This window comes from Phenylobacterium sp. (assembly GCF_036264965.1).
GTDB lineage: Bacteria > Pseudomonadota > Alphaproteobacteria > Caulobacterales > Caulobacteraceae > Phenylobacterium.
Genome location: NZ_DATAPY010000164.1, coordinates 1 through 21,856, shown reverse-complemented (window position 1 = coordinate 21,856; position 21,856 = coordinate 1). Strand labels below are relative to the sequence as shown.

Sequence of the window (21,856 nt, the reverse complement as noted above, 5' to 3'; positions counted from 1 at the left end):
GAACGACCCAGATCACCCAGCTTACCCGCGCTAAGACGTCACGGTTTGTTCGGTAACATCTGCGGGTGAGGCAATACGGGGGGTCAGATCCGGATGTCGCTTGATAGCCAGGGTCGAGTGGGACGTGGCTGCGTCCCCCGGAGGCCGGCTACCCGACGACCTTCTCCAGCATTTCAAGCGCCTGCCGAAGGCACGCGACCCGAACGGCGCCGCGGCCGATGTCCCCGAAATGCGCTTCCTTGGTCTGTATTGGCCAGCCGCTGCGCACCGCGCCGAAGAAGACCAGACCAGGTTCCTCGTGCGCCGCTCCACGGCCGGCGAATCCGGTGACGGCCAGCGCGATGTCGGCTTCGGAGCGCGCCAGAGCGCCCCATGCCATCGCTTCCGCCACAGGCGCGGAGACTGCGCCCTGAAACCTTAGGAGTTCGGGCGGAACGCCGAGTTGCTGGATTTTGGCGGCGTCGGTGTAGGCCACAAACCCCCGATCGAAGGCGTGCGCGCAACCGTCCACATCGGTCAGCAGGGAGGCCAGGAGGCCCCCGGTGCAGCTTTCCGCGGTGGCCAGCGTCAGGCCCTTGTCGCAAACGGATTTCAGCACCCGCGCGACCTGCTCCTCCACGTCGGCCGGCAGGGTCGGGCTGAGGGTCTCGGTCATTTCGCCTTGGAGGGTTTGCCAGCGGCGCCGCCGTCTGGACCGGCCTTGGGCGAGGCGTGGCCGGCCTGCGTTCCAGTCCGCGCGCCGCGCGGCTGGGCGGCGTTGGCGTTGCAGCCCCTGCTGCGCTCAGACCCCGGCATGTCGCGGCCCCTCGGTGATGATTTGTTGCGCGAGGGGAAGATTCAGAACGTCGCCGCCTCGATCATCCGCCGCGCGTTTTAGCGGATGCGGCCGGCGTGCTCCGCCCGGCCGGGCGCGCCCTCCATCAAGGCGCCCGCCAGGCGGATGGGTTGCTCGGCCTTGACCTTTGGCGGCGGCGGGGGATGGTTCTGGTCGCATGGTGTGGGCTCGGGTCTTGGGACGAGCGCACAACGGCGCGCCGCCTTTGGCCGTTCCACCGGACTCCGGTCTTATCTTGACGCAGGTCAGCCGCCCCGCTCACGGTAGGCCGCTCGAGCCCTTTCCACCGCGCGTTCGGCCTCAGCGCGCGCCATCGCCCAGGCCTGCCGGGCGCGTTCATTCTCCGCCTCCAGGGCTTCGCGCCGCCGGTCGAAATCGGCTTCCTCCGCCACCCGGCGGTCGTTGATGGCCCCGAGCCGAGCTTCGGCCGCGTCGAGGGCGCGGCGGTCAGGCGGGCGCTTCGAGGATCCAGCCGGGGCCTTGGCGGTTTTGGCGGGCGCGGCGCCATTGCGGCGTGGCGTCGTCGGCGCGTCAGGCAAGTCGGGCTCAAGACTGAACGGCGCCTTCGAGCCGACCGCCCGGCGGAGCGGGGTCCCTGGATGGTCGAGGGCGGCCGCCACCGCGGCGTTGTCCGCAGCGAGCCGCGCCGCGCCCTCGGCGAACAGGTTCTGGCGTGTGCCCCAGGCGCGCAGCGCCGCGGCCTGGCTCGGCGCCGCCACCACGGAATCATAGAAGCCGAGTTGGGTCTGGAATACCTTGAGCCGACGATTGGGCGTCTTGCGCATGAGCGGCTGGTCCTGGCTTGGCTGGGCCAGCCTCTTCGAATGCCGGGGCGGGTCCGCCCGGCCGCGCCCCAGGTCCGCCTGATCCGCGGCCAACTGGCCTTGGCCGCCGCGGCGGACACAGCGCTCGTCACTGCGGGTGGGTTTGGACATGAGTCGTCGCCTGGCTCGGAGACTCCCTGGACGTCGCGATCGTTCCCGGCGCGGGTCGCAGCCTTCGGAACGCATCTCGCGGGGTCACGTTCGACAGGATGACGCCCGGGCCTGGGCGTTAAGATCGCCGCTGGAGCGCCACGCCATTCGCAATCCCTGGATTCGCCTGAGCTTCGATGCCTGGAGCCTCGGGCTTGAGGCCTCGTCTGTCATCGGGCTTCGAACCCTCAAGATGGCCGCCGGCGGCCCATCCGCGCCCCAAGAGGTGGCGCGGATGGTCAGCGAAAAGGTGGAGGCCGCATGTCGGCTTCAGGCTCACGCCCTGACCGGTGGGTTGGGCCTCACTCCACAGAGCGCCGCCCGCGGCACCCTGACCCACTATCGCCGGAAGATCCGCGCAAATCAGCGCCGGCTTGCTAAATCGCTGTCATGACGGACCAGCCGCTCACCGGCCAACGGGTTCTGATCACGGGCGCCAGCTCCGGCATTGGGGCGGGCATGGCGCTGGGTTTCGCCGAGGCGGGCGCCGCGGTCGTGGTGAACCATTTCAACCAGGCCGACGGCGCCGACTCGGTCATCCGGCAAATCCTCGGAAATGGCGGCCAAGCGATCGCGGCGCCGGGCGATGTGTCCAATCCCGATGACGTGGCGGGCATGTTCGACATCGCGGCCGAGCATTTCGGCGGCATCGATATCCTGGTGGCCAACGCCGGCATCCAGAAGGACGCCGCCTTCACCGAGATGAGCCTGGCCGATTGGCGCGCCGCCCTGGATGTCGACCTCACCGGCGCCTTCCTCTGCGCTCAGGCGGCGGTGCGCCGTTTCCGCCGCCAGGGGCTCAATCCCGCGCGGTCTAGGGCGCTGGGCAAGGTGCTGTTCACCAGCTCCGTCCACCAGACGATCCCCTGGGCGGGCCACGCCAACTATGCCGCGGCCAAGGGCGGGGTGAAGATGCTGATGGAGACCATGGCCCAGGAGCTGGCGCCGGAGAAGATCCGCGTCAACGCCATCGCGCCCGGCGCGATCCAGACCCCGATCAACAAGGCCGCCTGGGACACGCCGCTCGCCAAGGAAAGCCTGCTGAAGCTGATCCCCTATGGACGGATCGGTGAGCCGCAGGACGTCGCCGCGGCCGCCGTCTGGCTGGCGTCGGACGCCGCCGACTACGTGGTGGGCGCGACGCTCTTCGTGGATGGTGGGATGACCCTCTATCCCTGCTTCGCCCGCGGCGGCTGAGGTCTAGGCGATGGGCGCGCGCCGCCGCAGCGCGTCCAGGATGTCGTCGACCTGGGCGTTCACCGGCTGGTCGATGTCGACCAGGATGGCGTGTTCCGCCGGAGCGGGCTCCTGCAAGGCGGCGAACTGGCTGGCAAGCAGGCTGGGCGGCATGAAGTGGCCGTGGCGCTTCGCGATCCGCTGGGCGATCAGGGCTTGATCGCCCTCCAGATAAACGAGGATTACGTCGTCGCGGCCACCGACGATGGCGCTGCGGTAGGATCGTTTCAGCGCCGAGCAGGCGATGACCCCTGAACGTCCGGCGGCGAGCTGATTGGCGATCCAGGCCTCGACCTTGGCCAGCCACGGCGCGCGGTCGGCGTCGTCGAGCGGGTGGCCGGCCTTCATCTTGGCGATGTTTGCGGCGGGGTGGAAATCGTCACCCTCCTGAAAGGTCCAGCCGAGGCGCCTGGCAAGCGCTTCGCCGACGGTGGTCTTGCCGGCCCCGGAGACGCCCATCACCACGAGCACGGTCGCCGGGGCGGGCGACAGGGGCGGGGGCCCGGCGGTCATGCGGGCACTGCGGCGGCGGCCTCGTCCTCGCCGCCATAGGTGGCGATGGCCCGCTCGGACACTGCGCGGCCGTCGCCCTTCAGCACCTCCCAGGCGGTCTTGCCGTCGCCTTGGCGGGTGAATCGGATGTCGAAGCTGCGACGTCCTACCTGCAGGTTCTCCAGGCGCAGGTCCGGCATCCATTTGGGGAGCGCCGGATCGAGATGAAGCTTTCCGGCCGGAGCATCGGGCTGGAACCCCAACATCGCCTGCAGCAGCCAGAAGCAGGAGCCCGCGGCCCAGGCCTGGGGAACGTTGGCGCCGAGATATTGCACCGGGAAGTTGGTCGGCGTCCGCTGCAGGCCGGCGTAGAGTTCTGGCATCCGGTGCTGCTGGAAATAGCTGGCGGCGCGGCTGATATCGCGCGCGATCATCGCGGCTTCATCGGCGAAACCGTAGCGCCGGAAGCCGAGCGCGATCAGCCCATTGTCGTGCGGCCACACCGAACCGTTCTGGTAGGAGTGGGGATTGAAGGCGGGGTGGTTCGCCGAAAGCGTGCGGATGCCCCAGCCGCTCCACATGTCCGACTCCATCAGTCGCCTGACCACCCGCGCAGCCCGGTCGCGCGGAACGATGCCCGACCAGAGGCAGTGGCCCGGATTGGAGGCGACGCTCAAGACCGGCTTCTTCTCGCCATCGAGACAGAAGGCGTAGAAGCCCGACTCCTCATCCCAGAACGCCTCGTTGAACCGGCGGTAGAGGTTCGACGCCTTGGTTCGCAGGTTTGCGGCCCGCCGGGGTTTGCCCAGCGCATCATAGATTTCCGCCATCCGCCGCCACGCGTCGTAGACATAGCCCTGCAGCTCGCAGAGCGCCTTGGGACCCTTCACCAGCGAGCCGTCGGGGTAGACCAGCGCTTCGCCGGAATCCTTCCAGCCTTGGTTCTCATAGCCGGCGCTTGAGCGCGTCTGGTATTCTTGGAAGCCATCGCGGTCGCGGTCGCCGTAGTTGTCGATCCACGCCAGGCACCGCTCGGCCGTCGCCATGTGCCGCTCAAGCAGGCCATCGTCGCCAGTGGAACGCCAGGCGTTGTGCAGCACGATCAGATAGAGCGGCGTCGCATCGGCGGTCCCGTAGTAGGGCGTGTGCGGGATCATCTTGAAGTGGGCGAGTTCACCGGTGCGAAGCTCGTGCATGATCTTGCCAGGCTCGGCGTCGCGGTAGTCGTCGCGCTTGCGCGCCTGCCATCGGCCAAGAACCTCCAGGGACCCGCGCGGGAAATCCGGATAGACCATCGCGTTCTGCAGCGAGACAATCAGGCTGTCGCGTCCGAACAGGCCCACGAACCAAGGTATGCCCGCGGCCGGGACGAACTCCAGATGGTCGGTGCCTTCCAGCGGCAATCGTAAGGCGCCCATGTCCTCCAGAGACTGATGATAGAACCGATAGAATTCCTGGTTGTCGGTGTTCAGCGTCAGGCTTTTCGCCTCCCAATCCGCAAGCCGGTTCGCCGACTTCGATTGCAGACAGTGTTCGATGCATGCGCGCGGCGCCGGCTCCTTCGTGTGGTCGTCGGAAAAGGCGTAGAGCAGGCAAGCGTGCCAGGTGGCGCCGGGCGCGATCCTGATATCGAAGCTCAGGCGGCCGTTGGCGTACACGGCGGGCGAGTCGGCGTTGCGCACCTGCACGGTGAGGCGACGATGGAAATCCTTGTTGGCGTAGCTGGTCGCTAGGGTCTGGCGCGCCTTCGACCAGCTGGTGGTGACACGGCCCCGGCGGACAATGTTGCCGGACTTGACTTCGAAGAGGTCTGCGAAGTCGCTTCGCATCGCGATCTCAAGGTTGAACTGCGCCGTTGTCGCCCCGTGGTTCACGAGGTCGAGGTCCTCGTGCAGGCCCCCTTCCAGGGTGCGGCCGATGGTCAGACCGAGCGTCTGCGCCTCGATCTCGCCGGTTTGGGTCGTCAGCTTGCGGTTGGCGAGGAAGATGCGGGCCGCGAAGAATGCGATGTTGCCGGAGTTGAGCAGGTCCCACGGCACGCCATCGGCATAGATCCGCCAGCTCGAGATCATCCGGGTGTCGGAATAGTAGACGCCTTTGTCGGTCGGCCAGTTGATCTGGCCATCCTGGTCGGTGACGGCGAAACCCGACCCTTGGTTGAGAACCAGCTTTTGCGGTCCGACCGCGACCTCAAGAGCCATTTGAGCTTGACCGCGCCTGTGTTGCTGGAACGGACGTAGCGGCTGGCTTGGCCGCAGGTTCCCCAAACCGACAACGGTCAAATTGCTTCACCCTTGGGAACCTTCACTTGGGCGGCGCCTCGGGATCGACGCACCGCAGCATCGCCGCTGTTCACGAGGAAAGCCCCACATGCTTGGAATTCTCGCCCTCGTCCTCGTCGTCCTATGGCTGCTGGGCTTCTTTGCCTTCCACGTGACCACCGCCGCCATCCACCTGATCCTAGTGGTCGCGGTGATCCTCATCGTCCTGCATTTCGTGCGCGGCCGAGGGTCCCTGTAGGTCGCGGGCGCTTCACACGGCGGTCATTTCGCCGCCTCGCGACCCCGCCGCTCGGTGCTTTGGGATATGGCCTTGCGCCGCCACGGTCGCCAGCTGTCCGCCGGCGAGAAGGGGTCGCCCAGGTGATAGGTGGCGATCACGGCCGCGACGCCCTCAACGGGCGGCAGTTCGATGGGCCGCAAGCGCGTGTAGCCGGCGTTGCGAAGAACCTCCAAGCCAGCCCCGACGCCGCCTGCCGCCTTGATGGCGCGCGCCATGATGTCGTCCTCGCAGCCCAGCCAGTGCGCTAGCAAATAGGTGCGCAGCTTCTCGATTTCAGCGCGATTTCCGCGGCCCGGGCCGCCAGCCGCTTCGAAGCTCATGTCGCATTCGGTGTCCAAGCCCAATGACCGGTTGTTGATGTTGGCCGAGCCGATCCGCAGCAGGCGGTCGTCGATGATCGTTAGCTTGGCATGGACGATGATGATCCGCCCTAAGGTGGTGACCGGGCTGTAGGCCTGGAAACGACCGTGCTTGTCCGCGCGCTTGAGTTTCTCGATGAAACGCACGCGGGTTCTGTCCATGGTCGACTGGTCGAAGTAGCTGGGCGAATGCTCGGTGCCGATCAGCACCACCTCCGGCCCGTTCGTCTCGCCCAGGCGACCCGCCAGCGCCGCGGCGATCAGGGGCGAGGTGAAGTACTGGTTCTCCATGTAGATGCAGCGCTCCGCCTCGGCGATCGAGCGCAGGTGAAGCTGCTCCACCTCGCGGACCTCCGGATGGCGCTTCCAGGCGCCGTGGGTGCGCGAAAGCCCGACCTCGATGGCGGTGAACTGTGGCGCGATCTGGCGCGGCCACGCCGGACGCGTCGCCGCAGGCTCCGGCAGCGTCTCGCCGGTGCATCGCGCCCAGCGTTCGCGGAACAGCACGCCCAAGGCCTTCGCCGGCGCGCCTTCGACCAAGCCCATCACCTCGTGGCGGCTGTCGAAGTCCTTCTCCGAGGCGCGATGGGCATGTTTCGTCTGTTCTCGGCGGGGGTCGTTGTCGAGATGTTCCTGGGTGTCCCACCGGTCGGGCCCGATATCGCCGCCGCCGCAGAAGGCGATGGCGTCGTCGATGATGATCGCCTTCTGATGGTGCGACGCGCCCATCGGCAGCTTGCCGTCGAGCACAAACCTTACCTGACTGCCGGCAAAGGTCTTCCGGTCGGCCAGCGGAAACCAGTTCTGAGTGGCCGCGATGGGCAGGGCGGACTGCCAGCAGAGGATTCGCACGTCGAGGTCTGGATTGTCCTTCGACAGCGCCTTTAGGAAGTTGGCGATGCGGTCACGCTCCGGGCCCGTGCAGCCCGGTTGCGGATGGAACAGTGTCTGGGGTTCGAACGCCCAGTTGAGCAGGTGGACGGTGTGCTTGGCCTTGGCCATGGCGGTCATAGCGGCATCGAAATAGTCCGCCATGTCGACGATCAGCGCGGCGCGGCCACTGGTGTCGCGGCGCCAACAGGTTAATCCCGATTCCAACAACACCGCGCGCACTCCCAAGCTAGCAGAAGCCGCCAAGGCGAAGGTTGTTCCAAGGTGATGGCGCCAGGGCGGAGATCAGCATTCAACGCCGTTCGCGGAACCTCGGGAGAGGCGCTGTTCAGCTCACCATCGCCGGCAGGCGCTCGACAACCCCTGGATCAAGCCTGGGCCTCAGGGACCCACCAGGCCGACCCGACGCTCCCGCCCATACTGCGGCGGCCGCGGCGCGCTCGAAACTGGCTGGGCGGACTCCGAGGTCACGCCCAGGCGCTCGTCGAGGGCGCGGACAATCATGGCCGCGGCCCACTTGTGCGCCGTGAAAAAGTCCGCGAACGCCGAGCCCGCGATGGGCACGGCGCCGACGAGGGTCCGGCATCCGATCAGCAGGGCCGCGGCGCCGAGGACCGGGCCGGGCGCCCCAGCGCGCGCGCCCTGGACGACGATGAAACCGCCCGCGACGGCGCTGTAGAGATCGCCCAGCCCCGGCGCCCAGCTCAGTACGCCATCGATGCCGAGGCTGAAGGGACCAATGCGGACCAGGCTATCCGACAGGCGGCCGACCAGGGCTACGCTATCGCGGATCGAACGGAGCTCGGCGTGAGATTTGGTCATCGAGGTCCTGAGTCTGGGCGCACTGCGCCATTGAAAGGAAAGGCGGCGATCCGTTACTCGGGGGCGTCGGCTTCGCGGGCGGCGGTCCCGCCCGTCGTCTTCGAGGCCTCGCGCCGGCGCGCCATGGCGGCCGATACGCTGTCGGCCGCGCGTCGCACGCCGTCGTAGAACCGGTCATCGAGATCGGCCATGCGCTTTTCGAAAACGGAGTTGGGGCCGATCGCCTCATTGATCTTTCGCGCCAGCGCCGTGAAATCGTCCTGGAGTTTCCGGCCCGCACCTTCGAAGTCATGTCGCGGCTGCTCGCCCAGGCTCATGCGGACGGATTGCGCAATAAAGCCGGAACGGGTCATGCCACGCGCCTCGGCCGCCGCGTCGAGCCGCTGGACGAGCCGCTCGCCGAGCGAAACGTTCACCCGGATGGGCGGGTCGTCAGCGGCCACATCGATGAGGACGGCGATGACACCCGCATCGACCGCGATCTGTTCGATCGGTGTCGCCTTGGGCCAGGCCTCGCCCGCGTCGCTCAGCGCTTGCAGATGATCCAGAACCGCGCGTCGCGCCTCGATCACCAGCCCCGCCACATCGGCGCCCCGTGCGGAACACTCCGGGAGATCCGGGAACCGGGCTGTGTATCCCGCCTGCTGCGTGCCTCTCACCAGGGCCACAAAATGGAGCGTATTCATAGGTTCCTCGATCTGCGAGCGCCTTAGATTGTGTACTTTTGCGCAACAACAAGCGGAGCCGCGGCGGGTTGTTTGCGCCTGCCCAACCGATAGGCGGAGCCTCGGCCCCGCGAGGGCGATTAGCATCCTCAGGCGCGGCGCGGCGGAGTAAGAGGTGGACATCTTCATCGGCGGCGGCGGGGATGACCTGGCCTTCCTGGGCCTCGGCGTCGTCGCGGCCTATGCACGCGCCCGGGCCGCCGAGATCGGGAGGCCTGTGCTCTACGTGCCGAACGGCCGCCTCCAGCCGGTGCGGCGCGCGATCTCGACGGCGGCGTTCAACGGTGAACCCGTCAACCTGGTCGGCCACAGTTGGGGCGGCCCGGACGCCTGGCGCGCCGCCGGCTGGGCGGCGGCGAAGAGCCTGCCGGTTCGCGCCCTGATTACCCTTGACCCGGTCGCGGGACCCTTTCGGCGAACCTTCACGGGGGCGCCGGTTTGCCCCTGGCTAAATGTGGTCGCGGCGCCCACAATGCCGGACCGTTCCGACCGGCTGACGCGCCTTTGCGGCGTTTCGCGGAAGCCATCGAGGCTTCCCACCGCCTGCGCGAGCCGCGAGGTGATCCTCGACGTGAATCATTGGAACGTGGCGGGCATGATGGCCCTCAGCGATGCTTGGCGTTGGGCGGACACGGCCCAACTCAGATGAGCCGTCACGACCGCGGTGGCGTGGCGACGTTCGAGCTTGAACGTTCCGGCGAGGGAGAGGGGCGGCGCGCCATCTGCCGCCCCGCGCGATGAGCGGGCAGGGCGGTCTCTGGCTGCGAGCGCCGCCTCCCGCCAATTGAAAGCGGCGGCGACTGTGTCCGATGGCCTTGCGGAGGATGGCCCGTCCAATCTCCGCATGCCTATGCGGATATCGCAGGGGTGGAAGGGCGGGCGCCCGAGGGGCTCGCGGTCCCCGGTCTTCGAGCGGCGAGCCGCCCAGACCTCAGAATGCCTGAGCATCGCCAAACAGCAGGGGGACGGTGCGAAGGATCAGCATCAGATCTCCCGCAAACGACCAGGTCTCGATGTATGTGTTGTCAGCCGCGACCCTAGCGGCGATCGCCTCGACGCAGGTCACTTCGCCGCGGTGGCCGAGAACCTGCGCGCGGCCCCTCAAGCCGGGACGCACCCGGAAGCGTTCGCCGTACGTGGAGACCGACTTGGCCCATTGCGCGTCGTGACTGAGGGCATGGGGACGTGGCCCCACGACGGACATCTCGCCTTTCAGGACAGCGAGCTTCGCCTCGATCTGGGCCGAGGTTGGCGGGCCGCGCCGTCCGACGATCTCGGGCTTTTGGGCGCTTGCGGCCTGTCCGACCCTCGGGCCGACCGTCGGCACGGTGGTGCAGGCCCCCAAGGCCGCGACAACAAGGCAAAGCGCGACCGGCGCGGCAAGGCGGCGTCAAAGGGTCCGCAGCGCTCGCGGGCCGATCATGGGACGTTCAAAAGCGTTCAAGGGATCTGCTCCGGCGCGGACACCAGGGTGAAGTCGATGGCGCCGCCGGTCTCAAGGCTGCGGAACTTGATCGGCACGCCGCGCGCGTTGATCCAGACTTCCCATTTGTTCGGCCGGGCGGCCGTATTGACGTGGAAATGCCGGGCCGACTCCGGCACGCCGTTCAAGGCGTCAGCCTCTCGATCGTGCCGTCGATGCCGGCCGGGACGGACGCAGCAGAGGTCCACGACGCTGCGCGCGCGTTCGGACAAGCCATGTCGTCCCCCACCGCCTGGATCGGCCCGCGAGGCGCCGCGCTAGGGCGCGGTGACCGTGACCGTCAGGCCCAACGGGCCGCTGTCGAAGTCGAGTTCTGCGTCCAGCTGATCGGCGAGGGAGCGGACAACCCGCATCCCCAGGCCGCCATCGACCCGCGGATCGAACCCTTCCGGCAGACCGACGCCATCGTCGGACACCGAAAGGATCAAGCCGCCGCCGCGGTCATGGCGGCAGAGGACGCTCACTCGGCCCGTCGTACCGGCCGGATGGGCGTATTTCACCGCGTTGGTCACCAGTTCCGTGACGATCAGGCCCAGGAGGGCGGCGGCCTGCGGCGCAATCATCGCGGTTCGCGCATCGCAACGGAGATCGATGGATCGAGAACTGCAGACAGACTGGGAAAGGATGCCGCAGATCGAGCGGAGGTACTCGCTCACGTCGATCAGACCGCCATTTTCGCCGAGGGCCAGCAGATGGTGCAGCTGTCCCACAGTCTGAATTCGAACCTCGACCTCCTCCAGGACGAGACGGGCGTCTGTCGCTGACAGGGGTTGGCGATCCTTGGAGATCTTCGATGACTGGAGCCGCACGAAGCCCGCGATCAGCGCCAGATTGTTGGCGATGCGATGGTGGGCTTCACGGTGTCGCGTGTCGGCCGGGTCGGCCTGGAAATCGGTAACACTCATAACGCAAGATATCTCCGATCGCGACCCGACAGCGATCAAGAGATAGTTTCCAATATAAAGACTGAATAAGCAAGCAGCATTGCTGAGGCAAGTATTCGAGATAATTCACGTTATTTCATATGAATGGCGAAATTACGTAGAAGGCGCATTTTATCTCTATGAGCTGCAGGCGAATTCAACTCAGGAAACGCTTTCGGCGCATTCGCGTTTCATCACTCATGCGTGGCTTATGACGCGAAATGAGTAACTGACGGTCTTGACGGTGTCTGACAAAAATGCTGATTTTTTCCGCGCGCTACTAGACAGCGCAGTGAGTCCTGAGCAGGTGGGCAAGAGGGCCATGAACGACCTTTCGCGGCCGGAGCGGCTGCAGATCATGCTGACGGAAGATGAATTGGCGACGCTGGACGACTGGCGGTTCCAGCGGCGAATGCCCAGCCGGGCGGCGGCTGTCCGGGAGTTGTTGAAGCGAGGCCTGGCCGCCGAGGGCGTCGCCCTACATGGCGCACGCGCCAAGTCGTCGGACTACGGGGTAATCGAAACCAAGAGCGACGAGGGCGACGGAGAAGTAAGCTAGGCCGTCCCTCCGCGTTGTCGCGCCGCGAGGTGGCGCAATGACGATGTTCGTGATCTGTTCTTGACTTTCGCGGGCGATGTTACACTTCGCGTACCCGTTTCAACGGGTAGTGCTAGCATCGCTCGCGGCGCTTTTTGGCCCGGTAAATCTGCACTAGCCGCACGGCGCCAATGGTCCCGGCCATGACGAGCACTAGCGCCATGGAGTAGGTGCCGAGCGGCAAGCCAAGATAGTTCACACCGTAGAAGGCCTGGTGCTTCAGCGTTGCCGCGAGCATGTCTCCGACAATTCCCAAGACGATAAGGCCGATGAGCACATAGCCGATGGTCGCAATTGTTCGCCGCAAGGTGCTCTCCCGCCTCCAGATCTCGATGAAACCATACCCGCCGCTACCAGCCGCCCTTGACCAGAATGACGGTGCCCCGATGTGTGACACGGTAGATGTACGGGGCCTTGGTCTCCTTAACGATGGTTCGGATGCGGATGTAGCAGCGGCAGAATAGGACCAGCTTGCCCCAACTCGTGAGCGATCCGCCGTCAACGTAGAAGCAGGCGACCTTGTGCTGCTTCACCGCCTCCATCGCCATGGAGTCTTTGTGGAACCGCTTGTCGTGGCTCAGCACGACCCACTTCCGCTTTCCGACGGCGGCTAGCCACTCGTCGTCAGGCGTCTCGTCTTTGAAGCCGTGCTTTTTGTCGTCATGAAATTCAATGTCGAAGGGGGTTTTGATCCCCTTCAGCCATTTCGGCAGGCCGGTTCCGAAGCACCGATCAAAGAAGAATGTTAATTCAGCCACGATTCCGGCGGAGCGCTGATGTCGATGCCCTCAAATTTGAGAGCCGCCTCAACATCAGACACCTTCACGCCGAAGTCACGCGCCGTCGTAGCAATTGGTTCTTGTGCAACCCAGCGGTCGCGGAAAAGCCAAGTGGGCTTCCCCCGGATTACGGGAGCCCCAAACGATATTCTAGGATCAATAAAGACCGGGGAGTTTTCGCCGGCGACGTGCCAGCGAATAGCTAGGTCATCTTCGTATTCAAACTCGCGGAGCCGCGCGCCCAGGATCGCGTCCCACTCCAGCTGGCCCTTCTTGTTGACGTTGACCAGCTTGTCTTTGCCGTCGTCTCCCACAAGCTGATCGAGGTCAGCCATCAGTGTGCGTCCGTCGGTCTTGAACCGGTATTCGGCGAACGGATGATCGGTCTTAAACTTCTCCGCCGCGAAGGCCCGCGCCTGGCGGATCATGGGGAGCGAAATGCCAGACTTCCTGAAGGAAGCGACCACGGCAATCTCAATGAGCTGAAGGTAGGACAGCTCCGAACGCGACTCTCTGGCGGGCAGCGTGGGGGCCTTGTTTCCCGCCGGGGCGTGCCAGCTACGGACGGCGGCGGCCGACATACCCGCATACTTCGCCGCCTCGCCCATCGGATAGTTGGGGACGAACAGACGCGCGCGCCAAGGTTCGGCGCGCTGCTGCGCGGCGGCTACCATGGCGGGGTCCCGTTCATGCCCTTAGGATCGCCGCAAAGTCCATGAAAATCAAGAATCTTCTTTGCAAATCAAGCGGTTGATATCGTTATGGCTTTTCATTGGTCGCGACTTTCGGGGGAGTCGCTACGCGTGAGAAAGCCTTTTCGAACGCCTCGGGATTTTCCGATGCGCCCGCCTCGCGCGCCGTCTCAACAAACCGCGCGTGGCGTTCTGCGTCCGTAGGTTTGGGCTTGGATTGCTGTCTTCGGGCCATGGCTCAGTTCTCCCAGGGGAGTTTCAATTGCAGGTCCCCCTCACGTCGCGGCCAGCGGTGCGGCTTGGTGAACCATCGCTGGTCACCACACGATCCGAGCTTCGGCGGAGGGCCACCGGCGACTAACTGTTTCGTAGGTGAGGCGCTTGCCACGGACGCCAGCCAAGGCGTTGTCGGCGCGTTGGCTGTCATCGATCCCGACCGCGATACGGTTGGAATAGCGGAAGTCGAACTCGGCAAGGTAGCGGTGCAAGTGCTTGCGCGAACAGTGCTGATAGATGCCGCGCATGCCGCGCTTGAAGATGCTGAAAGTGCCCTCAACGGTGTTGGTGTGGACGGTGACATCGGTCTCGCGAACGTACTCGCCCTTGGAGTGATTGACCGCTTCGTGACCGGCCAGAGCCGAGCCCATGCGGCGGTAGACGTTGGAGGAGTCGGTCAGCAGTCGGGTGTCTTGCGAGAGGTTCGCGCCGAGTACGTTGGTCACGTTGTTGGCGTTCACGTTGTCCAGCACGACGGAGCGCAGATGGCCGGTTTGACGGTCAACCATGCTGAGGATCGCGTTCATGTTCTTGCCGCCCTTGGCGGAGAAATTGCCGTCGCGTCCGATGTAGGTTTCGTCGGCTTCAACGTCGCCGCCGCCACCGCCGAGGGGCGCTAGTCCACCATCGCCCATGGCTTCGCGGATGCGATGGGTGAGGAACCAAGCGGTCTTCATGGAGCAGTCCAGCATGCGCTGGATTTGACGGGTGCTGATGCCCTTCTTCGAAGCGCACATCAGGTGGATCACTTGCAGCCACAGGTGCAGGGGCAGGTGCGAGGACTCAAAGATGGTCCCTTGGCGCACGGTGAACTGGCCCTTGCAGGAGTAGCACTTGTGCAGGCCGATCCTGGTGGTCTTGCCGCCCAGACGGCCTACGCGCTCGCACTCTCCGCAATGCGGGCAGTAGGCGCCATCAGGCCAAAGGCGCGCTTCGACGTAAGCGAACGCAGCGGCTTCGGTCTGGAATTGCGGGGCGTTGAGAACGGACTTGGCCATGTGGGTAGCTCCTTGAGCCACACACTAGCGGTAGGGGCAGGTATGTCAAGTGTAACATCGCCCTTTCGCGGGCGACTTCGTTAGGGTTTCGTCAGCGTTGAGTGGTGCGTCCCCGCGAGGCCAGACGGCTGGCGACGCGGGCGGGGCGCAACCTAGCTGGGCGCGCGGCGTTGGGTTGAGCAGTCGTCCTTGCGCTCCTGCGCCGAGGGCGGATTTGGAGATGTCCCCCACGTGAAGATCACCCTGACTACGGCGGCGCTGGCCGCCGTCATCGGTATTGGCGGCCTGGCCCTCACGGCCGGAACCGCTTCGGCCCGCGTCGTCTGCAACGCCGAAGGCGATTGCTGGCACACCGACAGCCGCGCGACCTATCCGCATGTCGTGCTGCAGTCCCACAACGACGACTGGTACTTCCACCAGAAGTGGGACCAGGACAACAAGCGCCACTGGCGGGACACACACGAGGGCCGCGGCTACTACGCCCACGGCGTCTGGGTTCCGCGCTGAACACGCAGCAGACTGAAATCTAAGGGAAAGGGCGGTCTTCGGGCCGCCCTTTTTCGGTCTGGCCGCCGGGTCACGCGCAACCCCATCCCGGGTTCGGCGTTTTTTCCGCCAGCCGACGCCGCGACCGAGGGCGCGGGTCGAGATTGGAGAGAGACCCTGATGAAGAAGATCACCCTTTGCACCGCGGCCCTGACCGCCGCTCTTGGCCTGGGCGGCCTGGCGGTCAGCGCCGGATCGGCGTCAGCCGCCGTCGTCTGCAACGCCGCGGGCGATTGCTGGCACGTAGACCATCGCGACCGCTATCCCGGCGTTGCGCTGACGTACCACCCGGACGACTGGTACTTCCACCGCCATTGGGACAACGACCGCGACCACCATTGGCGCGACTATCACGAAGGCCGCGGCTACTACGACCACGGCGTCTGGGTGCCGCGCTAAGGCGCGAACCTAGCTTAAAGCCAAGGGAAGGGGCGGCTTACGGGCCGCCCCTTTTTCTTGGACCTGTCAGCGCCCCGCCGTGGAGGCGGCGAGCTGCTCCACCAGGTCTAGCGAGGTCTTGTGGAACGCCGGGCGGGCGTGGACGCCGTCGGCGCCGAACTCCAGCACGGCGTCGCTGGCCGGCGTGTAGGCGGGCCAGGCGGCGGTGGGCGTGCTGGGATCGCCGGTCTTGGCGAAGGCCGCCCAGGCGTCGGTCATGGCGGCGCCGGACTTGCGGTCGTCCGGGGTGGCGGCCGCGATAGTGCGGGTCCCCTGGACGCGGTCGTGGTCGGGCAGGGTGCCGAAAACGTACATCAGCTCCCCGCCGTGGGCGAGGCCGTGGACGGTCGCGCGCTGGGCGGCCGGGATATAGCTGTCGTAGTAGACCCAGGCCCTCTGGCCGTTCTTGACGTGCAGGCGGGCCAGCAGGCGGTCGGGCTCGATGACCATGGCCTCGGTGGCCAGGTCCCATTGCACGAGCTTGACGTCCGACGGGGCGCCGTAGACGGCGACGATCTTGTCGCGCAGGGGGCCGGCGTTCTCGAGCGGGGTGTTGTTGGGGAAGAGGCTCGCCTCCCAGCTGTTGCCGCCGGCGATATAGGGCACCTTCAGCTCGCGGCCGGCGGCGAAGGCCGCGGCGGGTCCCTCGGGCAGCACCTTGCCGTCGACGATCGGGGTGACGGCGCCGGCGGCCTTGGAGAGGTCGGCGGCGGAGAGCGCGCGCAGGGCCTTCATCGCCTCGGGGCCGGTTCCGGTCACGCCGAGGCCGGCGGCGTAGGTGACGCCGACCTTCTCAGCCTGGGCCATGGGCAGGCCCGGGACGCGGCCGAAACCGGATTCCGAGATCGCCTTGGCGAACAGGCCCTTGGCCTGCGGCGAGGCCATGAGATCATTGATAAGAATGCCGCCGGCGCTCTCGCCGAATGCGGTGACGTTCTTCGGGTCGCCGCCGAAGGCCGCGATATTGGCCTGCACCCACTTCAGGGCCGCGAGGTTGTCCATCATGCCGTAGTTGGCGAGGTCGGCGCCGGGCTGTTCGGCGGTAAGCGCGGGGTGGGCGAAGAAGCCCAGGCGGCCCAGGCGGTAGTTGACCGTCACCAGCACCACGCCGCGCTCGGCGAAGTGGGCGCCGTCATAGATGGCGTTGGAGCCTGAGCCGCCGGTAAAGGAGCCGCCGTGGATGAACACCATGACCGGCAGCTTGCCGCCCGGCTTGAAGCCGGCGGGCGTATAGACGTTGAGGGTGAGGCAGTCCTCGGACTGGTTCACGTCGGAGGTCACGGCGCGCATCTGCATGCACTGCGGACCGAAGGCGACGGCCTCGCGCACGCCCGTCCAGGCCTTGGCCGGCTGCGGCGGGCGCCAGCGCAGGTCGCCCACCGGCGGGGCGGCGAAGGGGATGCCCTTGAAGCTGGCCACCTGGCCGGCGACGGCGCCGTGCATGGACCCTTGCGCGACCTTGACGGTGTCAGGGGCGGCCTGGGCGGCGGAAGCCGCCAGGGTGAAAACCGCCGCGGCGGCGGCGAGGGTGGTGCGAAGGTTCATGGAGTCCGTCCCGATGGCCCGCTTTAAGCTTCCCTGCGTCCGGCTGCGGAAGCCAAGACGGGCGGAGGTTGCGCGGTAGGCGGGCGGAGGGTCAAGCCATGGATGGTCGAAGTCAGAAAACTGTCATAGTCGCGGCGGATGAGGCGGATCCCGCTTGCCGCGCGAATGAGGTCGTTACGTCTGTCGCGCCGCCGACTTCGCCGACTTCGTGGGACTCGGAGAAGCGTCGGCGCCGACCAACGGAAGACGCCTCGTGCTCCGGGGAGCGGTCGCCGGGCGACGGTCGACCATCAGCTCTTCGCCCAAAGCACTGCGGACGTGCCCGAGGTATTGGTCACGCCGTCTACTTTCCGCGACCGAAACGGCCGCTATTGGCGTTGTCTGCGCCTCGTAGCGCCGGCGGACTTTCGATTTGAAAAGAACCCCGATGAGATTCTTGCGTTCGTCTACGAGCTGCGTCGCCAGAGATTCATCAAGGACCGCTTTCGATCCAGAGGTCGGAAACATAGGCCAGGGATTTGCATCGACCTCGACGATGTGAAATCCATTGACCTAGAGGGGGCGCTCATCCTTACGGCCGAGATCGATCGTATTCGGCTCGTCTATCGGACAAAGCCGCACATGGACGACGCCAATTGGCATAGCGGTGTCAGAGCGGTGCTGCATGGTTTGGGGCTATACGATGTCGTTGACGCGCTGCGGTCAGCCGATGCCCCGGAAATCACCGATCTCGGCGGCTTGCTTGCGCCGACGTTCAGGTTACGAGTTTGAAAGGGCAGGTCATTTACTCTAAAGGTGGAGCTCCGGAACAGGCCGCACTTGCGACGCGTTTCTGCGGCACGATGATCCGGTGGCGGGCTACGATAGGGTCGGCCGAGGAACCAAGCTAATGGTCAATGTATCCATCGCCAGGGACTTCTCGGTCACCCCGGGGGGTCGCTTCAACCGTGACGGGCCCTACTCGGGCGAGGCATTCCGCCAGCGGTTTCTAGAGCCGGCGATTGACGCTGGCGAAATGGTTGTGGTCGATCTAGATCGCGTCGCAGGTCTGCCCTCATCGTTCTTGGAGGAGGCTTTCGGTGGTCTGTTTCGGCGCGAAAACCTGCCGGCGGCTACCATTCTGGCGCGTGTGAAGGTGCAAACCCATGAGAGTGCACTCCTTCCGTATGTAGCCCTTGTAAAGCGCTACATGTCTGAGGCCGCCGAACGGGCAGCCGCCCGCTAACCTAGTGTGCCACGTCGCGAACGTTCTCGTCGGCGTCGCTGCTGCGCTGACGCCTTTCCTCACGTGGGTGTCGGACAAGTTGTTGGCGCCAGCGGTTGTCGCTGTGGTCTTTACCGGCTTCACGAACCTCTATCTGGAACGCCGGAAAGCTGGCCGCGATCTCGCCACCAAGATCGCGGACTCGCTGCGGGACGATTTGCGAAGCTTGCAAATTTCGGGCGTCGAATATTGGTCTCGTGCCAGGAAGCAGGGTGACGAAGCGATCGAAGCTCGACTTTTAGCTTCTCAGGAAGACGTGCTGGAAACTCTGACGCTGCTTGATGGCGAATTCCAGCTCGGCATATGCGACAGGGATGACCTACGGCCAGAGCTGCTAGACAGCCTAACGGGTGGTGATTTTCAATCAGCAGAGCGCAAAGCCGATCCATCTCGCGTTATCCGGCTATCCAAGACCGCTGGTGAGCTGCGGTCCCGTATTATTCGCAATCGGACAGTTCGGCTGCGGCGTCGGGGGGTTTAGCAAGCCAGCCCACCAATATGCGCGAGGACGTCGACGGACATTCACCAGGCCCGCTCAGGCGCCGGTCCCAAATGCCAAGCGGCGCGTTCCATGGCATAGGCGAGGCGCGGGGGACCTGATGGACAAGACGAAACCGGCCAAGGACAGCGACGCGCCCGGCAGCCTGCTGAAGATGCTGGCCGTGGCCAATATCGTGGTGGCGGTGATCCTGGTGGGCGCGGCCTTCTATGTGCTGCGGCGGATCCTCGAGCCGCTGGTGCTGGCGGTGTTCCTGCTGATCGTCATCGACGGACTGGCGCGCGCCCTGGCGCGGCGGGTGAAGGTGCTGAAGGGCTGGATGGCCCTGACGCTGGCGATCGTGCTGATCGTGGGCGTCTTCGGGCTCACGCTGTGGCTGTCGGCGGACAACGCCGCGAACTTCGCCGCCCAGGCGCCGACCTATACGGCGCGGATCAACGCGGTCCTGCTGTCGGCCGCGCAGAGGTTCGGCCTGTCGGCGACGCCGACGACCGCCAGCCTGCTGGGCGAACTGAACCCCGCGCGGTACGCGGGCGTCTTGGCGACCGGACTGAGCCATTTCGTCGAAGGCGCGGTGTTCGTGCTGGTCTACCTGGGCTTCCTGTTGGCTTCGCGGCGCGGGTTCTCCGCCAAGTTCGGGGAACTGTTCCGCACCGCCACCGAGCGGGCCGAGGCGGGCCGGGTGTTCGAGCGGGTCCGGCGCGGGGTCGAGAGCTACATCTGGGTCCAGACGGTGGTGGGGGTGATCATCACCGCGGCCTCGGCGGCGATCATGGTCGCCTGCGGGCTGAGCCACGTGGCGTTCTGGTGCGTGATCATCTTCCTGGCCAACTATATCCCGGCGATCGGGGCGGCCGTCGGCGTGCTGTTCCCGGCGCTGTTCGGGCTGATGGAATTCGACGGGATCGTCCGGGCGATGGTGCTGGTGGTGGGGCTGGAGGCCACGCACTTCGTCGTCAGCCATGTAGTCCAGCCGCGAATGCAAGGCCGAAGCCTCAACCTCGACCCCATCGTGGTGCTGTTGGCGCTGACCTTCTGGGGTGCGGTCTGGGGGACGGTGGGCGCGTTCCTGTCGACCCCGCTGACCGTGGCGGCGATGGCCATCCTGGCCGAATTCCGGCCCAGCCGACCGATCGCCGTCCTGCTGTCGAGCGACGGCAAGCCGTACGCGGATCTGGAAACCTAGCGCAGGCCCCACTCGCGGGTGGGCCTCGGTCGCCGCCCGTCAGGCGGACCGCCAAGCGTCGATCCTGAAAACAACCTGGAATTGAATTCCAGGCCAGACCAAAAGCGCGAATCATAAGCAACGACGGGGACCGGAAAAAGGTTCCGACAGGCTCCGGATTTGTCTATTTTTCCCTCGTGTTAGGCGGACAAGATCGCCAGATGCCGCAAACCCTTGCAGCTCTGCGACGGTCTCATGAAATTCCAACCTTGAGTGGAAATTTTCCTTTGACCGAACCGCGGTTCGCAGGCAGATGTTGCGGTGGGGTGGGCCAACCAGTCTGGAGGGCTCCACGTGAGACGTTTACTTCTACCCGGCTTGATCGCCGGTTCGGCCTTGGCGATCTGCGGCGCAGCCGGCGCAGCCACGACGATCAGCTTCACTTCGTATCAAGTCGCCCCGAACAGCGGCGAAGCGATCGTCACCGACTTCGAGACGCCCACGGAACCCGGGCTCCTGTCGCAGGTGATCTTCAACATGTCGGGCTATTCGCTCAGCGGGAACGCGGAGCTGGTGACCGGCTCTAGCAACCTCGCCGCGGCGCCGGCCATGAGCCTGACGACCCGTGACCCGACCCAGTACCTGGCGGTCGAAAACGGCCAGTCCGCCGACCTGATCACGCCGTTTCTGAGCACGATCAGTTTCTACGTGGGCTCCCTCGACGGCTTCAACGGCCTGACCTTCACCCACAAGGACGGTACGACCGAAACCTTCATGGGGACGGCGATCGATAGCCTGCTGACCACCGTCGACGCGAACGGCAACCAGGCGGCTGCCGACTCCAATGGCAGGCTGTCGTTCACCTTCTCCAACCCGATTACCGCGGTGCAGTTCTCATCGGCCTCGAACAGCTTCGAGATCAGCAACATCGCCACCACCATGGCGCTGGCGCTGGTCCCGGAGCCCGCCGGCTGGGCGATGATGCTGGTGGGGTTCGGCGGGGTCGGCGCCCTGCTGCGCAAGCGCCGGACCTATCAAGAGGCGGCGGTCGCCTAGCCGCGAGACCTGGCAAGGCGGGCGAAACTGCAGGCTGAACGAGCCCTGGTTTGCCTGCGTGTCCCGTCCCGCGCGGGGGCGATCCCCGCGCGAACCTGAGCGCTCCCGCGGTCATCCAGCTGCGGGGGCGTTCCTGTGTCCGCCGCGGCGGGGTGCGCCAGCTGGGCTGGATGGGGTGAGGCCCCGGCGATCTTGACCACGGGGGCGCCGCGCGCGCAGATGCGCGCTCGTTCTCAAGGCGGGCAAGTTGTTCAATCGGCTCAGCAAGATCGACCTGTCGCGATGGCTGGACGGCGCGACGCCGACGCTCACGACCCGGGTGGTGGTGACGGTGGTCCTGCTGCTGATCGTAAGCGCGGCGCGCCGCGCGGTCGAGGCGGCCTTCCCCGGGGTCTTGCCCTTCGCCCTGCAGTTTCCGGCGGTGCTGCTCGCCACCCTGCTGGCGGGCTGGATGTCGGGCGCGGCGGTGGTGGTGATCGGCGGCGTCGCGGCCTGGTTCATCGCCATGCGCCATCCGGGCGGGACGGGGCCGACCGAGGCCGACGCGGTGACCCTGTTGCTCTATTTCGCCTCGGCCGGCTCGATCGTGGCGTTCGCCGAGCTGTTCCGGGCCCGCGCGCGGATGCTGGTGCGCGGCCAGGCAGCGCTGCAGGCCAGCGAGGCGCGACTGGAGCTGGCCACCAAGGCCGCCGCGGTGG

27 protein-coding genes are annotated in these 21,856 nt (G+C 66.0%); 12 read left to right on the top strand and 15 right to left on the bottom strand.

Translation table 11 applies throughout. The features are described 5' to 3' along the window. Nucleotides 1-148: 148 nt before the first annotated feature. Nucleotides 149-655, bottom strand: coding sequence for a CinA family protein (locus VHS75_RS21550; RefSeq protein ID WP_329640682.1), 507 nt, complete (start codon nucleotides 653-655; stop codon nucleotides 149-151). Nucleotides 656-1,080: 425 nt separating this feature from the next. Then, nucleotides 1,081-1,770: a hypothetical protein gene (locus VHS75_RS21545; protein ID WP_329640681.1), complete on the bottom strand. Its 690-nt coding sequence runs from the start codon at nucleotides 1,768-1,770 to the stop codon at nucleotides 1,081-1,083. 429 nt (nucleotides 1,771-2,199) lie between these two features. Between VHS75_RS21545 and VHS75_RS21540 the strand changes: the two genes are divergently transcribed. Beyond that, nucleotides 2,200-3,006 carry an SDR family oxidoreductase gene (locus VHS75_RS21540; RefSeq protein WP_329640680.1) on the top strand — a complete coding sequence of 269 codons (807 nt, stop codon included), beginning with the start codon at nucleotides 2,200-2,202 and terminating at the stop codon, nucleotides 3,004-3,006. Nucleotides 3,007-3,009: 3 nt separating this feature from the next. Here VHS75_RS21540 and VHS75_RS21535 read toward each other — a convergent pair whose 3' ends face one another. Both VHS75_RS21535 and VHS75_RS21530 read right to left on the bottom strand, forming a co-directional pair. Further along, nucleotides 3,010-3,558 (bottom strand): gluconokinase, encoded by a 549-nt coding sequence (locus tag VHS75_RS21535; protein WP_329640679.1) that lies wholly within the window; start codon nucleotides 3,556-3,558, stop codon nucleotides 3,010-3,012. After that, nucleotides 3,555-5,738 carry a glycogen debranching N-terminal domain-containing protein gene (locus VHS75_RS21530; RefSeq protein WP_329640678.1) on the bottom strand — a complete coding sequence of 728 codons (2,184 nt, stop codon included), beginning with the start codon at nucleotides 5,736-5,738 and terminating at the stop codon, nucleotides 3,555-3,557. Before VHS75_RS21530 ends, VHS75_RS21535 begins: the two co-directional genes overlap by 4 nt. Before the next feature lie 169 nt (nucleotides 5,739-5,907). On the opposite strand from VHS75_RS21530, the gene VHS75_RS21525 reads away from it, so the two are divergent. Then, the gene (locus VHS75_RS21525; RefSeq protein WP_329640677.1) at nucleotides 5,908-6,057 is read left to right on the top strand and encodes a lmo0937 family membrane protein; all 150 of its coding nucleotides are present in this window, start codon (nucleotides 5,908-5,910) and stop codon (nucleotides 6,055-6,057) included. Nucleotides 6,058-6,080: 23 nt separating this feature from the next. Here the strand turns inward: VHS75_RS21525 and VHS75_RS21520 are convergent, their stop codons facing one another. The 3 genes from VHS75_RS21520 to VHS75_RS21510 all read right to left on the bottom strand — a co-directional run bounded on the left by VHS75_RS21520 (nucleotide 6,081) and on the right by VHS75_RS21510 (nucleotide 8,857). After that, nucleotides 6,081-7,562 carry a phospholipase D-like domain-containing protein gene (locus VHS75_RS21520; protein WP_329640676.1) on the bottom strand — a complete coding sequence of 494 codons (1,482 nt, stop codon included), beginning with the start codon at nucleotides 7,560-7,562 and terminating at the stop codon, nucleotides 6,081-6,083. Nucleotides 7,563-7,730: 168 nt separating this feature from the next. Next, a complete protein-coding gene (locus VHS75_RS21515; protein ID WP_329640675.1) occupies nucleotides 7,731-8,171 on the bottom strand; it encodes a DUF4112 domain-containing protein in 441 nt (146 codons plus the stop codon). 53 nt (nucleotides 8,172-8,224) lie between these two features. Next, entirely contained in the window at nucleotides 8,225-8,857 is a 633-nt protein-coding gene (locus VHS75_RS21510) for a type II toxin-antitoxin system HicB family antitoxin (RefSeq protein ID WP_329640674.1), read from the bottom strand. A gap of 154 nt (nucleotides 8,858-9,011) precedes the next feature. Between VHS75_RS21510 and VHS75_RS21505 the strand changes: the two genes are divergently transcribed. After that, a complete protein-coding gene (locus VHS75_RS21505) occupies nucleotides 9,012-9,545 on the top strand; it encodes a hypothetical protein (RefSeq protein ID WP_329640673.1) in 534 nt (177 codons plus the stop codon). Nucleotides 9,546-9,827: 282 nt separating this feature from the next. Here VHS75_RS21505 and VHS75_RS21500 read toward each other — a convergent pair whose 3' ends face one another. The 3 genes from VHS75_RS21500 to VHS75_RS21490 form a co-directional block, all read right to left on the bottom strand. Further along, nucleotides 9,828-10,223, bottom strand: coding sequence for a sugar transferase (locus tag VHS75_RS21500; RefSeq protein ID WP_329640672.1), 396 nt, complete (start codon nucleotides 10,221-10,223; stop codon nucleotides 9,828-9,830). A 113-nt stretch (nucleotides 10,224-10,336) separates the two neighbouring features. Further along, nucleotides 10,337-10,591 (bottom strand): hypothetical protein, encoded by a 255-nt coding sequence (locus VHS75_RS21495; protein WP_329640671.1) that lies wholly within the window; start codon nucleotides 10,589-10,591, stop codon nucleotides 10,337-10,339. A gap of 45 nt (nucleotides 10,592-10,636) precedes the next feature. Next, complete coding sequence (locus VHS75_RS21490) at nucleotides 10,637-11,284, bottom strand: sensor histidine kinase (protein ID WP_329640670.1); 648 nt, start codon at nucleotides 11,282-11,284, stop codon at nucleotides 10,637-10,639. Nucleotides 11,285-11,624: 340 nt separating this feature from the next. On the opposite strand from VHS75_RS21490, the gene VHS75_RS21485 reads away from it, so the two are divergent. Further along, nucleotides 11,625-11,861, top strand: coding sequence for a hypothetical protein (locus VHS75_RS21485; protein ID WP_329640669.1), 237 nt, complete (start codon nucleotides 11,625-11,627; stop codon nucleotides 11,859-11,861). A gap of 112 nt (nucleotides 11,862-11,973) precedes the next feature. On the opposite strand, the gene VHS75_RS21480 is transcribed toward VHS75_RS21485, so the two are convergent. The 4 genes from VHS75_RS21480 to VHS75_RS21465 form a co-directional block, all read right to left on the bottom strand. Next, entirely contained in the window at nucleotides 11,974-12,207 is a 234-nt protein-coding gene (locus VHS75_RS21480) for a hypothetical protein (RefSeq protein ID WP_329640668.1), read from the bottom strand. A 43-nt stretch (nucleotides 12,208-12,250) separates the two neighbouring features. After that, nucleotides 12,251-12,658, bottom strand: a complete 408-nt coding sequence (locus VHS75_RS21475) for a hypothetical protein (RefSeq protein ID WP_329640667.1) — start codon at nucleotides 12,656-12,658, stop codon at nucleotides 12,251-12,253. Then, complete coding sequence (locus VHS75_RS21470; RefSeq protein ID WP_329640666.1) at nucleotides 12,646-13,353, bottom strand: hypothetical protein; 708 nt, start codon at nucleotides 13,351-13,353, stop codon at nucleotides 12,646-12,648. Before VHS75_RS21470 ends, VHS75_RS21475 begins: the two co-directional genes overlap by 13 nt. A 335-nt stretch (nucleotides 13,354-13,688) precedes the next feature. Then, nucleotides 13,689-14,645 (bottom strand): IS1595 family transposase, encoded by a 957-nt coding sequence (locus VHS75_RS21465; protein WP_329640665.1) that lies wholly within the window; start codon nucleotides 14,643-14,645, stop codon nucleotides 13,689-13,691. A gap of 231 nt (nucleotides 14,646-14,876) precedes the next feature. Here VHS75_RS21465 and VHS75_RS21460 point away from each other — a divergent pair, with 231 nt between their 5' ends. Together VHS75_RS21460 and VHS75_RS21455 are read left to right on the top strand one after the other, a co-directional pair. After that, nucleotides 14,877-15,152: a hypothetical protein gene (locus tag VHS75_RS21460; RefSeq protein WP_329640664.1), complete on the top strand. Its 276-nt coding sequence runs from the start codon at nucleotides 14,877-14,879 to the stop codon at nucleotides 15,150-15,152. Nucleotides 15,153-15,311: 159 nt separating this feature from the next. Beyond that, entirely contained in the window at nucleotides 15,312-15,590 is a 279-nt protein-coding gene (locus VHS75_RS21455; RefSeq protein WP_329640663.1) for a hypothetical protein, read from the top strand. Nucleotides 15,591-15,656: 66 nt separating this feature from the next. Here the strand turns inward: VHS75_RS21455 and VHS75_RS21450 are convergent, their stop codons facing one another. Further along, nucleotides 15,657-17,174: a carboxylesterase/lipase family protein gene (locus tag VHS75_RS21450; protein ID WP_329640662.1), complete on the bottom strand. Its 1,518-nt coding sequence runs from the start codon at nucleotides 17,172-17,174 to the stop codon at nucleotides 15,657-15,659. Between the two features lie 318 nt (nucleotides 17,175-17,492). Here VHS75_RS21450 and VHS75_RS21445 point away from each other — a divergent pair, with 318 nt between their 5' ends. The 6 genes from VHS75_RS21445 to VHS75_RS21420 all read left to right on the top strand — a co-directional run. Beyond that, nucleotides 17,493-17,945 (top strand): hypothetical protein, encoded by a 453-nt coding sequence (locus VHS75_RS21445; RefSeq protein ID WP_329640661.1) that lies wholly within the window; start codon nucleotides 17,493-17,495, stop codon nucleotides 17,943-17,945. A 118-nt stretch (nucleotides 17,946-18,063) separates the two neighbouring features. After that, nucleotides 18,064-18,399, top strand: a complete 336-nt coding sequence (locus VHS75_RS21440) for an STAS-like domain-containing protein (protein WP_329640660.1) — start codon at nucleotides 18,064-18,066, stop codon at nucleotides 18,397-18,399. A 67-nt stretch (nucleotides 18,400-18,466) separates the two neighbouring features. Beyond that, a complete protein-coding gene (locus VHS75_RS21435) occupies nucleotides 18,467-18,919 on the top strand; it encodes a hypothetical protein (protein ID WP_329640659.1) in 453 nt (150 codons plus the stop codon). Between the two features lie 118 nt (nucleotides 18,920-19,037). Beyond that, entirely contained in the window at nucleotides 19,038-20,123 is a 1,086-nt protein-coding gene (locus tag VHS75_RS21430) for an AI-2E family transporter (RefSeq protein ID WP_329640658.1), read from the top strand. A 333-nt stretch (nucleotides 20,124-20,456) separates the two neighbouring features. Continuing rightward, a complete protein-coding gene (locus VHS75_RS21425; protein ID WP_329640657.1) occupies nucleotides 20,457-21,158 on the top strand; it encodes a PEPxxWA-CTERM sorting domain-containing protein in 702 nt (233 codons plus the stop codon). Between the two features lie 247 nt (nucleotides 21,159-21,405). Then, on the top strand, nucleotides 21,406-21,856 hold a 451-nt coding region (locus tag VHS75_RS21420), incomplete at its 3' end, for a hypothetical protein (RefSeq protein ID WP_329640656.1).